Source organism: Streptomyces sp. NPDC047880, from assembly GCF_040706515.1.
Lineage (GTDB): Bacteria > Actinomycetota > Actinomycetes > Streptomycetales > Streptomycetaceae > Streptomyces.
Window position 1 is genome coordinate 1 of record NZ_JBEZOK010000037.1, and the last position, 14,613, is coordinate 14,613.

Below are 14,613 nucleotides of genomic sequence, written 5' to 3' on the forward strand. Positions count from 1 at the left end.
TGCTCGCCCGTCGCGAAACCCCCTGCGCCACTGCGACACCGGCCCCCGTCACCGCGCGCGGTGACGGGGCCCGGGCTTGCGTGACGAGCGCCCGAACGGCAAGGTCAGGTGCCGTGGCCACCTTGCTGATCGTCCATCACACACCCTCGCCGAACTGCCAGGCGTTGTTCGAAGCGGTCGTCTCCGGGGCGACGGACCCCGACATCGAGGACGTCCGGGTCGTCCGCGTGCCCGCGCTGTCCGCCACCGCCTCCGACGTCCTCGCGGCCGACGGCTTCCTCCTCGGCACCCCCGCGAACCTCGGCTACATGTCCGGCGCCCTCAAGCACTTCTTCGACCAGGTCTACTACCCCTGCCTGGACGCGACCCGCGGTCGCCCCTTCGGCTACTGGGTGCACGGCGGCAACGACGTCACCGGAGCGGTGCGCGGCATCGAGTCGGTCACGACGGGCCTCGGCTGGCGCCGCGCCGCCGAGGCCGTGACCGTGACCGGCGAGCCGGGCAAGGGCGACCTCGAACGGTGCTGGGAACTGGGCGCGACGGTCGCCGCCGGACTCATGGGCTGAACCGCCCCGGCGGGTCAGGTCTCTTCCAGCCGGCGCCGGTCTTCCTCGTCCCACGCCCGGGTGTCCCGCGGCTGGGTGTACGGCTCGGACTCCGGCGGATGCCCGCCGGCGATGGCGCGCTGGCGCACGGTCTCCGCGTCGAACTCCAGGCCGAGCAGGATCGCCAGATTGGTGATCCACAGCCAGACCAGGAAGACGATGACACCGGCCATCGTGCCGTAGGTCTTGTTGTACGAGGCGAAGTTGGCCACGTAGACCGCGAAGCCGGCGGACGCGACCATCCAGATCAGCAGGGCCAGGAGACTGCCGGGCGTGATCCAGCGGAACCCCTTCACCTTGGCGTTCGGGGCCGCCCAGTACAGGATCGCGATCATGACCACGACCAGCAGTACCAGGACCGGCCACTTGGCGATCGACCACACCGTCAGCGCGGTGCCGCCGATGCCCAGCAGGTCTCCGGCCTGTCGGGCCAGCCCGCCCGTGAACACCACGATCAGCGCGCTGATGACGGCCAGCACCAGCAGCACGACCGTCACGCCCACGCGCATCGGCAGCAGCTTCCACACCGGCCGGCCCTCGGGCATGTCGTACACCGCGTTGGCGGAGCGGATGAACGCTCCCACGTAGCCGGACGCCGACCACACCGCCAGCACCAGACCGACGACGGCCATCAGCGAGCCGATGCCGGCGTTGCCCTGCAACTGGTCCACGGCCCGGGTGATGATGTCGCCCGCGGAGCCGGGTACGAGCTCACGGACGTTCTCGGTCACCTTGTCGGTGGTCGAACGGCCGGTGAGGCCCAGCATCGACACCAGCACCAGCAGCGCGGGGAACATCGCCAGCACGCCGTAGTAGGTCAGCGCGGCGGCGCGGTCGGTGAGCTCGTCGTCCTTGAACTCCCGCACACTGCCCTTCAGGACCGCGACCCACGACTTCCGGGGCAGGTCGGTCGGCGAGTCCGGCGCGGCGCGCTCCACCGAGGGATCCGGTCCCGGCTCGTCGAAAGCGGCGGCGGCCTCCTCCCGGCGCTCCTCGACGGAACCCTCCCGGCGATCCGGTCCGGCGGTCTCATCGCGTCCGGCTCCGACGGTTTTCCGGCGCTCCGCTTCGGCAGCCGCCCCGCGCCCGGCCTCGAATGTGCCGCTACCGTCCGCCTCCACGGTCTCCCGGCGGTCCGCCTCCACCGTTCCCCGGCGATCCGCCTCGGACCCCGGGGGCGGGTTCTCCGGAGGCGGGGCCTCGGACTCGGCGTGCTCTTTTCGTCCCGGAATACGCAGCTTCACCATGTGAGACGGGTAACCCCAGGCCGAAGCCTTAAGCCGCGCAACTGCAAGACCGGCCCGCACATCGCGTTGAGAAAGCGCTCCCACGGGCACGATGCCGCCATGACCACCGCACCCGCCGTCCGCCGCTACCGCCCCGAGGACCGTCCGGCTCTGGACGGCATCTGCGTCCGCACCGCCCACCACGGCGAGGACAGCCGCCCCCACTACGACGATCCGGGCATCTTTCCGGCGGTCTTCGCGGCACCGTACGTCCATCTGGAACCGGATCTGGCCTTCGTGCTGGACGACGGGCGGGGAGAGGCGGTCGGCTACGTCCTCGGTACGGCCGACACCCCGCGCTTCGCCGAAGCCTTCCGGGCCAGGTGGCTGCCCCAGGTCGCCGACCGGTACCCGGAACCGCCCGGCCCCGCGCGCACTCCGGAGGAGGCGTTGGCGGGGATGCAGCACCACCCCGAACGGATGGTGCTGCCCGAGCTGGCCGGCCACCCCGCTCATCTGCACATCGACCTGCTGCCCGCATGGCAGGGTCACGGGTACGGGCGCCGCCTGATGCGGACCTTCCTGCAAGCGCTGCAGGACGCGGGAGTCCCTGCCGTCCACCTGGCGATGTCGAAGGCCAACACCCGGGCCAGGGCCTTCTACGACCGCATGGGCTTCGAGGAGCTCGACGTCCCCGAACCGGGTGAGGCCACCTTCCTCGGGCGCTCCACGAAGGAGCTCGATCGGCTCTGACCGATGCGGAAGTGGCGCAAACACACATTGCCGACCCGTGGCCGACGGGCGCAGTCTGTGCAGAGTGGGAGCGCTCCCACTTCGAAACATGATCGAAAGTGCGCAGGAAGGCGCGCACGATCACGAGCCCCACTCGAAGTCCCCACATCCGAAAGGGGAGATCATGAATTGTCATGGTCATGACCTTCCGTCGTCCCGGTCCAGGGCCCGCCTGACGCTCGCCCTGAGCCTGCTGGTCGCCGCGCTGCTGAGCCTCGTCCCGTGGAGCGGCACCGCCGTCGCCCACGGCTCGGTCGTCGACCCGGCCTCCCGCAACTACGGCTGCTGGCTGCGCTGGGGCAGCGACCACCTGAACCCCGCGATGGCCCAGCAGGACCCCATGTGCTGGCAGGCGTGGCGGGCCGACCCCAACGCCATGTGGAACTGGAACGGTCTGTACCGCAACGGCTCCGGCGGGAACTTCCAAGCCGTCGTCCCCAACGGCCAGCTGTGCAGCGGCGGCCGGACCGAGGGCGGCCGCTACAACTCGCTCGACGCGGTCGGCGCCTGGAAGGCGACGGACATCACCGGCAACTTCACGGTGAAGCTGTACGACCAGGCCAGTCATGGCGCCGACTACTTCCTGGTGTACGTCACGCGGCAGGGCTTCGACCCCACCAGCCGGCCGCTGACCTGGAACGACCTCCAGCTCGTCAAGCGCACCGGCAGGTACGCGCCCAGCCAGAACTACGAGATCCCCGTGAGTACTTCGGGACTGAGCGGCCGGCACGTCGTGTACACGATCTGGCAGGCCTCGCACATGGACCAGACCTACTTCCTGTGCAGTGACGTGAACTTCCGCTGACCTGCGCCTCCCGCCGGACAGCGTGTCCGGCGGGGCCCGGGAAAGTCCGGCCTTCATGAGAGTTCTCCGAAAATTTTCGAAGTGAGTGAACACGCTGGTGCTCCCGTACGTATGGGGCGAGGGGATTTTCATGCCCGGCACGCCACAAGCGCAGGAGAGCACCCTTGGGACGCAACACGCGAAGACGCCCTACAGGCCCACGACGCGCGACCTTCGCCGCATTCGCACTGATCCTCGGCGGAGGCGGGCTGATGGCCGCGAACGTCTACGCCTCGGCCACGGGCGGTGGTTCGGGCGCCGACGCCGCCCAGACACGATCCGGCACGGGGGTCGGGACCGCGGGCGCCACCATCGACTGCCCCGACGTCGGCAGCAAGCTGACCTCGGTCCCCGAGCAGGCCCGGGGGGAGGTCGACAAGGAACTCGCCCTGCTGGACGAGCAGATCGCCAAGGCCTACCAGCGGCTGAGCGAATCGACGCAACAGATGCAGCAGGATCCCGGATTCGCCGACAACGCGGTCGTGAACCCGCTGAAGGAGAAGCGGGCCGCGACCCTCGAACGCATCGCGATCGCCATCGACCGCGTCGGTGACCGCCCCGAAGGACTGGAGGCTCTCGCCGCCTGCACCGTCCAGGACGGCAACAAGGCCACCGCGCAGGGCGAGGGCCAGGACGCCGGCGCCACTCAGCAGCCCGGCCAGGGGCAGGCAGGCCAGGGCCAGCAGAACGGCCAGGGCGCCAACGGCGGGCAGGCGGGCAACGGCCCCGTCGCCGCCGACTTCGCCGACATCAAGAGCGTCCAGCCCAATGTGAACACTCCCCGGCCGGAAGGCAACGCCTCCCGTGGCTCCTTCGCCACCAGTTGTGGTGTGAACGAGAACGGGCTGTTCAACTCCGACAACATCATCGCCGCCCCGGGGGTCACCAACGGCGCCCACCACTTCCACGACTACGTCGGCAACCAGGGCAACAACGCCTTCGCCAGCGACCAGGAACTCGCGAAGGCCGGGACCAGCTGCGAGGACCAGGGCGACAAGTCGTCCTACTACTGGCCCGTGATCCGCCTGCAGAACGGCGCCAAGGAGCAGGACGCCGACAAGCCCGGCGGCGGCATCGAGGGCAACGCGGGCGAGATCGTGACGCCGAAGCAGGTCACGCTGACGTTCGTGGGCAACCCGCGCGAGAAGGTCACCGCCATGCCGCGGCTGCTGCGCATCATCACCGGCGACGCCAAGTCGTTCGTCAACGGCCCCGCCAACGCGAACGCCTCCTGGAGCTGCACCGGCTTCGAGGACCGGCAGTTGAAGGACAAGTACCCGCTGTGCCCGCAGGGCAGCGACGTCGTACGGACCTTCAAGTTCCAGAGCTGCTGGGACGGCCGCAACATCGACAGCGCCAACCACCGCACCCACGTGGCGTTCGCGGACGCCGCCGGGAACTGCCCCTCCGGCTTCCGCCCCATCCCTCAGCTCGTCCAGCGCATCGTCTACGACGTCGGCGCGCCGAGCCTCCAGGACGGCGGCCGTACGTCACCGCTGTTCGCGGTCGACTCCTTCCCGGAACAGCTGCACAAGCCGGTCACGGACCACGGCGACTTCATCAACATCTTCGACGAGGATCTGATGGGGGAGATGGTCGACTGCATCAACGACGGCCGTAAGTGCGGAGCCGGAGCGGACGGCGGGCAGAACCCGGCGCCGGGCGAGGAGCCCGCGGAGGAGCCCACCAAGTCGCCGGAGGCTCCGCAGGAGGAACCGACGAAGACTCCCGAGGCCCCGCAGGAGGAGCCGACGAAGACCCCCGAGGCCCCGCAGGAGGAGCCCACCAAGTCGCCGGAGGCTCCGCAGGAGCAGCCGACGAAGACGCCCGACGCCCCGCAGAACGGCGACGGCGGCGGCCAGCCCGGTGACAAGGGCGACGGTGGCGACGACGGCGGCGACGGCAAGGGTGAGGCCCCGAAGCCTCCGGCGGACAAGCCTGAGCCCGGGGACGCGTCCACCGCTCCCGGCGCCCCCCGGCCCGAGGTGAAGGCGACCGAGTCTGCCGACGGTGGCAACGGCGCCGAGCAGGGCGGCGGTGCGAAGGACGACGACGGCGACGACTCGGACACCATCGGCGAGTCCCAGGCCGTCGGCACGGCGACCAGCGCCGCACCGACCCCGTCGGCCCCGTCCCGGACCGAACCGCAGGCGGTCGGCCAGGGCGGCCTGGCCGACACCGGAGCCCAGCTCTGGCCGGCCGCGGCGGGCGCCGTCCTGGTCATCGCGGGCTTCGTCGTCCTGCGCCGGGTGAGGCGCGGCTGAGGGCAACGCCCGGACGTGAGCCGTGAACGGCGGCGGGATCCCCATCGGATCCCGCCGCCGTCGCGTGTCTCGGGCCCAGGCCCTGCCCCGGTCCGCTGCTCCGGCCCGGCCCGGCCCGGCCCGGCGCGTACGCCGGGTGCCCGGGGCGGGAGGTTCTCCCTCCCGCCCCGGGCACCCGGTGGAGATCAGTGGTGGCGCCGCTGGTCCCCGTGCTCGTCGGTCTCCTCGGTTTCTATGCGTTCCATGCGGACCTCGCCGGTGACGCTCTCCTCCTCCGTGACCTCTTCGGTGGTCAGGTGGACACTTTTCGGACAGGGGGATGGGGTGAGGCTTCGAAACCATCCCAAACGGCTGATGCCGTAAGCGCGTTGCGGCGGCGGTGGGAGTCGCGATTCAGTGAGCCGCGGGACGGGCCTCGGACTTCGCGCCCTCGGCGTCGATGTGCGGCAGCACCCGGTCCAGCCATCGCGGCATCCACCAGGCGTGCCGCCCGAGCAGCGTCATCACGGCCGGCACCATGAGCAGCCGCACCACCGTCGCGTCGATGAGCACGCTGACGGCCAGGCCCAGCCCGAGCATCTTGACCACGATGTTGTCGCTGATGAGGAACGCCGCGAACACGCTGACCATGATCAGCGCGGCACAGGTGATGACCCGGGCCGTGATCTCCAGGGCGTGCGCCACCGACCCCTTGGCGTCACCGGTGCGCAGCCACGCCTCGTGGACGCGGGACAGCAGGAAGATCTCGTAGTCCATGCTGAGGCCGAAGACGATGGCGAACATCATCATCGGCACGTAGCTCTCGATGGGCACCTTGCCGTGGACCCCGAGCGCCGGACCGCCCCAGCCCCACTGGAAGACCGCGACGACCACGCCGTACGACGCGGCGATCGACAGCACGTTCAGGACGGCCGCCTTGACGGCGACGAGCAGCCCCCGGAACACGGCCAGAATGATCAGGAACGCCAACCCCACCACGACGGCGATGATCACGGGCAGCTGGGAGGCGACGATGTCCCGGAAGTCGACCTGTGTCGCCGTCGTGCCGGTGACGTACCCCTTGGCGTCCGTGCCCTGGACGACGTCCGGCAGCGTGTCATCGACGAGACGGTTGGTCAGATCGGTGGTCACGGCGTTCTGCGGGGACTTGGTCGAGTAGACCGTGCCGACCAGGAGGTCGCCGTCCTGCGTGGGCGTCAGGGGAGTGACGACGGCGGCACCTTGCACCTTGTCGAGTGACTGCTGGGCCTTCGAGGCCAGGCCGGAGCGCTGCGACTGGGGCACGTTCGTCTGGTCGACGACCACCGTGAGCGGGCCGTTCGAGCCGGGCCCGAACGCGTCGGACATCAGGTCGTACGCCCGCCGGTCGGTGAAGGAGGTCGGGTCGGCGCCGTCACCGATGTGGCCGAGCTGGATGGAGAACAACGGGATCGCGAGGACCACGACCACGGCGACGCCCGCCGACAGGAACGTCAGCGGTCTGCGCTCCACCCGCTGCGCGTACCGGTGCCAGGTGCCCTGCGGCGTGTCACCCGCCCCGGCCTCGGTCTCGGCGATGGGCGGGCGCACGTGGAAGCGGTCGATGTGCCGGCCGATGAAGCCGAGCAGGGCCGGCACGAGGGTGAGCGCGCCGACGACGGCCGAGACGACGGTGACGGCGGCGGCGACACCGAGCAGGGAGATGAAGGAGACCCCGGACGCGGACAGGCCCGCCAGCGCGATGATCACCGTGCAGCCCGAGACGAGAACGGCGTGGCCGCTGGTGCTCGCGGCCTGGCCCGCGGCCCGCACCGGGTCCATGCCGTCGATGAGGTTCTGCCGGTGCCGGGTGAGCATGAACAGGGCGTAGTCGATGCCGACACCGAGGCCGATCATCGTGGCCAGGGTCGGTGAGACCGTCGCGAAGGTGAAGGCCGCCGCGAGCAGCCCGAGGATGGCGAGCCCGCCGACGACGCTGATCAGCGCGCTCAGCAGCGGGACGACGGCGGCGATCACGCTTCCGAACCCGACCAGCAGCACGATGACCGCCACGCCGAAACCGATCAGCTCGCTCACCCGGTCGTCGGCGGACGGCCGGGCGAGCTCACCGAGCGGCCCGCCGTACTCGACCTCCGCCCCGGCCGACCGCAAGGGCTGCACGGCGGTGTCGACGCCGTTGAGGTAGTCGTCGCCGAGTGTCGAGGGCTGCACGTTGAAACGGACGGTGATGTAGGCCGTCTTCTTGTCGTCCGACAGCGGCCCCACGTTCTGCTGACCGCTCGGCGTGGCCGGGGCGGACAGCGGATTCTGGGCCGACAGCACGTGCGGGAGCTTCTCCAGGTCGGCGATCGTGGTCGACATCTGGGAGCTCAGCGCGGTCAGGGGCTGCTGGTCGTCGTGCATCACGATCTGGCTGCTGTATCCGCCGGCCTGGGGATCGTGCGCCTTCAGCACGTCCAGGCCCTTCTGGGCCTGCGCCTGGGGCAGGCTGAAGTTGTCGGAGTACTCTCCCCCGAACTCACGGTTGACGACCTGCAGCGCCACCAGTGCCACCAGCCAGGCGATGATGACGATCACGAAGTGGCGTGCGCACCACTCGCCGAGCCGCCGCAGCACACCCCCGCGTGCGGCCTTCTGGTCCCCGTCACCGGTGCGGCTGTGCGGCATGGACGTCGTCTCCTGTGTCGGCCGGGAGGTCGGTGCCGCCCATTAGATGCGCCCGGGATCAGTCCGGCCTTTCAGGCACGCGGACTCCCGGTGACTCAGGACGGCCGTTCCCCCGAAAGGCCCGCCCCGGCACCGGGCGCCCGCGCCGCGCACGCCTCAGCGCTCCCGACCCGAACGCCACACCGAGCCCCACCAGCGCGCTGCCTGCCGCCTGCGCCAGTCCGTAGGATCCCGTGCCGACGAGCGGTGCGGTGCAGGCCGCCGCCACCGGGATCAGACCGGAGAACAGGGTGGCGCGTTCCGCGCCGATCCGCTGCATGCCGATGTACCAGCACACGAAGCCGACGACGGTGACCACCACCGCCTGCCACAGCAGCGCGGCCGTCTCGACGCCGTCCGGGCGCCGCAGCCAGCCGGCTCCGTCGGCCAGGAGCCCGACCGCCGCGGACTCCGCGCCGGCGACCGCGCACACCGTCGCGGACAGCAACCGGGGCCCGAGCGGGCGCAGGACGGGAACGGCGAGTACGGCGAACCCGGCCTCCCCGGCGAGGGCGCACACGGAGAAGGCGATCCCCATGCCGTCCGTACGCCCCCAGCCCTGGACCGTGAAGGCGCCGACGGCCACGAGCAACGCCCCGTACAGCACCGACCGCTGGGGTCTCCGCCCGTCCAGAAGAGGCACGAGCACGGCGACGGCCACCGGTGCGCAGCCCACGAACACGCCGGGCACCGCCGGTTCCGCCGTGCGTTCGGCGGCGATGACGGCCAGGTTGAAGCCGACCATGCCGACCGCGGCGAGCAGGGCCAGACGGACCCATTGACGGGGTGCCAGGGCCCGAAGGCGGTCGGCGGCGTCCCTCCCGGCCACCGGGAACAGCAGCAGACAGGCCAGGCCGTAGCGCAGGAACTGGCCGCCCGCGTACGGAAAGTCGCCCAGCACGCTGTTGGCCGTGAAGGACCCTCCGACGAGGACACAGGCGAGCGCGGCGAGCAGGGCTCCGCGCGTGGTCGTGGCGTTCATGGGGATGACGCTAGGGAGCCGGGCGGCCCGGGAAGGAGTCCACTTCCGCGCCTGCTTGGCGGACCAATTCCCACCCGGGCCGCGGCGTCAGCCGATGTGGTAGCTGTCTCCGTAGACCTTCCAGTCCAGCGGCGGGTTCAGATCGAGGTTGCGCCGGTTCAGGAAGACGCGCTGTGCCGTGTCGACCCGGCTCGTGTCGCTGTGCGCCTCCTCCTGTTTCATGGCCCACACCCGGGCGTCCAGGAACGCGTGGAGGTACGTCACCTCGTCACCGCCCTGGGCCGGCGGCTTCGCCGTCCGCAGGGCCCGCCTGCGGATGTTGCGGAAGCTCGTGGAGTCGCCGCCGTCGCCGTGCATGACGATGGCGTCGTAGTAGGCGAACTGGCCCAGCACCCGCAGCCCGTCCGCCTTCCCCTGCGCGACCGCCGGGTTGAAGTAGACCCGGTCGCGCTCGTCGTCCTGGGCGCGCCTGAAGGCGGTGTCGCGCGCCGCTCGGCGCCAGTCGCCGGGGAAGCCGGGGTCGAGCCCGTCGTGTGAGTCGGAGCCGTCGACGTCGCGCAGGGCCGGGAGGTACTTCGCGAGGACGTTGCCGGGCTTGCGGGCGGTGTAGAGCTCGACGAGGTCCAGCATGTCGCCGGTGCCGGAGCAGAAGCCGATGAGGCCGGCGGTGTAGCCGCGGCCGTCACCGATGTCCTCGATGTACTGGTACTGCGCCTTCCAGTCGAGCGAGGAGTTCTCCGCGCTCGACACGAGCTGCATGGCGATCTCCTTCTTCGCCGGGTCGTCGAGTCCGAGCGCGCGCCCGGACGCCGTGGCGTGCGGTGGCTTCAGGAGCGGGGTGGCGGCGAGGGCCGCGCCGAACAGCGCCAGGACGGTGCGGCGCGAAGCCGGGGCCGAGGGGTGTCTCACGGTGCCTCCAAGCAGAGTGGGGGGTTGGAAGAGCGGGCCGTGCAGAACTGATAGGAAGGTTTCCTATCACTGTGAAGCCGCAAGGGAAACAAGCGGGTGGGAAGTTCGTAGGGTCGAACAAGCCGGATCGCCGCCGAAGCTGACCGACGCCGCGGGAACCAAGAGCCCCTCCCGCACGTCAACCCTTTGCCCACCAAGGGCCGAACGGTCGGACCGACCAGCCGGAGAGGGGAATCGCCATGGACGAGGCGACGTCACAGCAGGGGAGCGAGGCGGAGGGCGCCGCCCGCCGTGCCCGTTTCGGGACACTGCCGGAGCCGGTGCGTGTGGAGGACATGGTCGAGGAGCGGGCGGCCAGTGTGCCCGAGCCGGCGCGCACCGCGTACAACCAGGACGAATGGCTCGTGCGCTACTGCCTGTGAACCGCCCCGCGCGGGCGCGGCGCTACGAGTCGCTCCGCGCGTCCAGGCCGCGCAGCCACCGCACGACGTCGTCGGCGTCCTGGGCGCGGGCGATGTCGAGCGGGGTCATGCCGTCGTAGCCGCACCAGTGGGGATCGGCGCCGTGCCGGTGGAGGTACTGCGCGGTCCGGAGGTGCCCGCCGTGGCAGGCCCCCCAGAGCGCGCTGGTGATCTCGTCCGGTGACGGAGGCTCGTCCGCCTCGACGTACGCCCGGACCCGGTCGAGCAGGCCGAGCGTGGCCGCGTCCTGGAGGGTGACGCGCGCGCCCAGTTCGACCAGCCGGTCCGCGGCACGCCACTGGCCGAACCCCCGGGCGTCGGCGAGCGGGGTGCCGCCACCGATCACCGCGCCGGGTGCTTCGATGTCTGCCCCCGCCGCGACGAGCGCGTCCAGCACCGGCACATCGTTGTTGCTGGCCGCCCAGTGCAGCGGCGTCTCCGTGTGCGCGCCGTCGAATCGGGCACGCGGGTCGGCCCCGGCGGCGGCCAGGACCGCGGCCACCTCGGGACCGCGGGGGAAGTGCCCCGGCCAGTCGGTCGCGATGTGCAGCAGGCTGCGGGTGCCCCTGCCTTCCTCGTCCTGCTCGGTGATGCGTGCGGTGGCGAGACCGGGGTGGTCGGCGAGCAGTTGCCGGAGGCCGGGCAGGTCCCCGCCCCGGATCGCCTCGGTGACGGCGACGGCCAGGGGGTCCCGCGATGTCAGCGTCTGCAAGCCGGCCTCCCGATGCCGTCCAGGGCCTCCGATTCTGCCAGCGGGCGTCCGCCCGCACGGCCGCTGTGCGAACGGTCCTTCCTCCCTGGCCGGCGGCCTCGTGACCCCGCTCCGGGTGTGCACATCCGGCGGCGGACCGGGCACTCGTCGGACGACGTGCCTGCACGCTCCAGCAGGCGTAGCGTCCGGGTAGGAGCGGGAGGACACCATGCCCCGGACCGAGGAGCGCCCCGGCGGCGCCGGATCGCTGGACGACCTTGGCGCGGCCCTGGCCGACACCGTGCGCGGTACCGGCGCCTCGAGCGGCGGCCTCTACCTCATCGAGGAGGCGGAGCCGGTGCTGCGCCTGGTCGCCCTGTGCGGTCTTCCGCTGGCCTTCAGCGCCCCCTGGCAGCGGCTCCCCCTGACCGCGCCCGTCCCTGTCGCCGACGCCATCCACGACGACGCGCTGGTCAGCGTCGCCGGACACGACGACATGGCCCGCCGGTACCCCCGGGCCGCCGCCGTCCTGCCCTACCCGTTCGCCCTGGTCGCCGCCCCGCTGACCGGCGTACGGCGCTCCTGGGGCGGCCTGGTGCTGATGTGGCCCGCCGACCGGCCGCGCAGGGTCACACCCCGCGAACGCGGTCACATCGACGCCAGCGCCCGCCGCATGGCCCGCCTCCTGGACGACGCCCCCCGGCCGCCGTCCCTGCCCGACCAGCCGCGCGTCGTCCCCGTCGCCGCCGCACGCCACCCCGCGCAGACCGGACTGGCCGCCGCCGACTACCTCGAACGCCTCCCCGAGGGCGCCCTGGCCCTCGACCTGGAGGGCCGCATCACCTTCGCGACCGACACCGCGGCCCGCCTCCTCGGCCGCGGCGCCGACCGTCTCCTCGGCACCCGGCCCTGGCACTCCCTGCCCTGGCTGGACGACCCCGTCTTCGAGGATCACTACCGCACGGCGATCATCAGCCGTACCCCGGTCTCCTTCACCGCGCTCCGCCCCCCGGAGCAGCCGCTGACCTTTCAGCTCTACCCCGACACCAGCGGCATCAGCGTCCGCGTCCTGCCGAGCACGGAGGGGGCCGAGCCGCCCCCCGCCGCGCGGCCACCCCTCGCTGCTCCGACCGGACGCCTCTACCAGCTCGTCCACCTGGCCGCCGCGCTCACCGAGTCGGTGACCGTGCGGGACCTCGTCGCACTGATCGCCCACCAGATCCTGCCGGCCTTCGGCGCCCAGGGCCTCGTGCTGTCCGGTGTCGACGCCGGCCGGCTGAAGATCACCGGCCACCACGGCTATCCGGCCGACGTCATGGAGCGGCTCGACGCCCTGGCCCTGGACACCGACCTCACCCCCGCCGGCCAGGTCCTCGCCAGCGGCACCCCCGCCTTCTTCGCCGATCCCGCCGAACTGGCCGCCAGCCACCCGAGCGCACCCCAGATCAGCGGCAAGCAGGCCTGGGCGTTCCTCCCCCTGATCATCTCCGGCCGGCCGGTCGGCTGCTGCATCCTGTCCTACACCCGGCCGCACACCTTCACCGCCGACGAACGCGCCGTCCTCACCTCGCTGTCCGGCCTGATCGCCCAGGCCCTCGACCGCGCCCGGCTCTACGACACCCAGCACCGGCTCGTGCACGAACTGCAGCGCACCCTGCTGCCCCGGGCCCTGCCGCGTGTGCCCGGCCTCGACGTCGCCGCCCGCTACCTGCCCGCCGGCCACGGCACCGAGGTGGGCGGAGACTTCTTCGACGTCCTGCGCCTGGACGAGACGAGTGCGGCCGCCGTGATCGGCGACGTCGAAGGCCACAGTATCGCCGCCGCCGCCCTCATGGGCCAGGTCCGCACCGCCATACACGCACACGCCACCGCCGGGGCCGCGCCCGGCCAGGTCCTCGCCCGTACCAACCGGCTCCTGGCCGACCTCGATTCCGAACTGCTCGTCTCCTGCCTCTACGTCCACCTCGACCTGGGCCGCCACCAGGCGTCCCTCGCCAGCGCGGGACACGTGCCGCCGCTGCTGCGCCACGCCCGGCACCCCGCCGCCGTCCTCGACGTCGAACCCGGCCCGCTGCTGGGCATCGACACAGGCACCGACTACCCGGTCACCACCGTGTCCTTGCTCCCCGGCACGACCCTCGCCCTCTACACCGACGGCCTGGTCGAGCTCCCCGGCACCGACGCCACCCGCACCACCTCCGACCTCGCCGCACACCTGGACACCGCCGACGGTCACGACCTGGAACGGCTCATCGACCGGCTCGTCCGCCACATCACCCCCACCGGGCAGCACGCCGACGACATCGCGGTGCTCCTCCTGCGCGCCTCCCGGCCGGGCGGCCGTCCGGCGTGAGACGTCAACCCCCGTCCGGGGAACCGGCCCTGACCCGCTGGGCCACGTCGCGCAGCTTGAGGTTGTGGTCCTGGGAGAGGCGCCGCAGCACACCGAAGGCCTCGTCCTCGCTCAGCTCATGGCGTTCCATCAGGATCCCCATGGCCTCACCGATGGCGTGCCGGGTCTCCAGCGCGTGCTCCAGCTGGTCCACGGTGCGGGCCGTGGCCAGCGCCACCGCGGCATGCGAGGCGAGCAGCCAGCCCGCGGCCTCGATGTCCTCGCCGAACGCCCCGGGGCGGCGCGAGTAGAGGTTCAGGGCACCGAAGTCCTCCTCGTGGGTGTACAGCAGGACACCGGTCATGCTGCCGATCCCGAGGTCACGGGCCGCCCGGCTGTACCGCGGCCAGTCCGGCTGCGGCCGGGTCATGTCGGCGATCCGGAACAGCCGCTGCCCGTCCACGCGACGTGCGGCGTCGAAGCACGGCCCCTCGCCGAACTCGCCCTGCAACCGGTCCGACTCCGCGACCATGTCACCGCACACGGAGAGCGTCACGGCCCGGCCCTTCGAGACCGTCAGGATGCCGGCGGCGTCACAGCCGTCGATCAGCCGCACCGCCGATGACGAGATCGCGTCCAGCGTCGCCTGGACCGAACCCTGCGCGCTCAGTTCCCGGGCGAGCCGCGCCATCTGCTCGGCGTACCGCTGCCAGTCCACCGCAACCACCGCCCTGCTCGCCGGTCGAAACCACCGTACTCCGGGCCGCCTCGCACGGCCGTCCGCCCGCTCGGCCCCGCGTACCGGCGGCCTGCCCGGGGTGC

At 71.8% G+C, this 14,613-nt stretch carries 12 protein-coding genes; 6 read left to right on the forward strand and 6 right to left on the reverse strand.

Annotated elements, in window-relative coordinates; all coding sequences use genetic code 11:
• Positions 1-113 precede the first annotated feature (113 nt).
• Positions 114-566 (forward strand): NAD(P)H-dependent oxidoreductase, encoded by a 453-nt coding sequence (locus tag AB0937_RS35905; RefSeq protein ID WP_366717977.1) that lies wholly within the window; start codon positions 114-116, stop codon positions 564-566.
• A gap of 14 nt (positions 567-580) precedes the next feature.
• Here AB0937_RS35905 and AB0937_RS35910 read toward each other — a convergent pair whose 3' ends face one another.
• Positions 581-1,543, reverse strand: coding sequence for a YihY/virulence factor BrkB family protein (locus tag AB0937_RS35910; protein ID WP_366718080.1), 963 nt, complete (start codon positions 1,541-1,543; stop codon positions 581-583).
• 408 nt (positions 1,544-1,951) lie between these two features.
• Between AB0937_RS35910 and AB0937_RS35915 the strand changes: the two genes are divergently transcribed.
• From AB0937_RS35915 to AB0937_RS35925, 3 genes are all read left to right on the forward strand, one after another.
• Positions 1,952-2,584 carry a GNAT family N-acetyltransferase gene (locus tag AB0937_RS35915; protein WP_366717979.1) on the forward strand — a complete coding sequence of 211 codons (633 nt, stop codon included), beginning with the start codon at positions 1,952-1,954 and terminating at the stop codon, positions 2,582-2,584.
• Positions 2,585-2,747: 163 nt separating this feature from the next.
• Positions 2,748-3,428, forward strand: coding sequence for a lytic polysaccharide monooxygenase (locus AB0937_RS35920; RefSeq protein WP_366717981.1), 681 nt, complete (start codon positions 2,748-2,750; stop codon positions 3,426-3,428).
• 251 nt (positions 3,429-3,679) lie between these two features.
• Complete coding sequence (locus AB0937_RS35925; protein WP_366717983.1) at positions 3,680-5,731, forward strand: DUF1996 domain-containing protein; 2,052 nt, start codon at positions 3,680-3,682, stop codon at positions 5,729-5,731.
• A 393-nt stretch (positions 5,732-6,124) separates the two neighbouring features.
• Here the strand turns inward: AB0937_RS35925 and AB0937_RS35930 are convergent, their stop codons facing one another.
• From AB0937_RS35930 to AB0937_RS35940, 3 genes are all read right to left on the reverse strand, one after another.
• Complete coding sequence (locus AB0937_RS35930) at positions 6,125-8,377, reverse strand: MMPL family transporter (protein ID WP_366717984.1); 2,253 nt, start codon at positions 8,375-8,377, stop codon at positions 6,125-6,127.
• A 58-nt stretch (positions 8,378-8,435) separates the two neighbouring features.
• Positions 8,436-9,398, reverse strand: a complete 963-nt coding sequence (locus AB0937_RS35935) for a DMT family transporter (RefSeq protein WP_366717986.1) — start codon at positions 9,396-9,398, stop codon at positions 8,436-8,438.
• An 87-nt stretch (positions 9,399-9,485) separates the two neighbouring features.
• Positions 9,486-10,307, reverse strand: coding sequence for a chitosanase (locus tag AB0937_RS35940; RefSeq protein ID WP_366717988.1), 822 nt, complete (start codon positions 10,305-10,307; stop codon positions 9,486-9,488).
• 239 nt (positions 10,308-10,546) lie between these two features.
• Between AB0937_RS35940 and AB0937_RS35945 the strand changes: the two genes are divergently transcribed.
• A complete protein-coding gene (locus tag AB0937_RS35945) occupies positions 10,547-10,729 on the forward strand; it encodes a hypothetical protein (protein ID WP_366717989.1) in 183 nt (60 codons plus the stop codon).
• A gap of 22 nt (positions 10,730-10,751) precedes the next feature.
• Here AB0937_RS35945 and AB0937_RS35950 read toward each other — a convergent pair whose 3' ends face one another.
• On the reverse strand, positions 10,752-11,480 hold the full coding sequence (locus tag AB0937_RS35950; RefSeq protein WP_366717991.1) for an ankyrin repeat domain-containing protein: 729 nt from the start codon (positions 11,478-11,480) through the stop codon (positions 10,752-10,754).
• Positions 11,481-11,688: 208 nt separating this feature from the next.
• Between AB0937_RS35950 and AB0937_RS35955 the strand changes: the two genes are divergently transcribed.
• On the forward strand, positions 11,689-13,812 hold the full coding sequence (locus AB0937_RS35955; RefSeq protein WP_366717993.1) for a SpoIIE family protein phosphatase: 2,124 nt from the start codon (positions 11,689-11,691) through the stop codon (positions 13,810-13,812).
• Between the two features lie 4 nt (positions 13,813-13,816).
• On the opposite strand, the gene AB0937_RS35960 is transcribed toward AB0937_RS35955, so the two are convergent.
• Positions 13,817-14,509 carry a GAF and ANTAR domain-containing protein gene (locus AB0937_RS35960; protein WP_366717995.1) on the reverse strand — a complete coding sequence of 231 codons (693 nt, stop codon included), beginning with the start codon at positions 14,507-14,509 and terminating at the stop codon, positions 13,817-13,819.
• Positions 14,510-14,613: the final 104 nt, after the last annotated feature.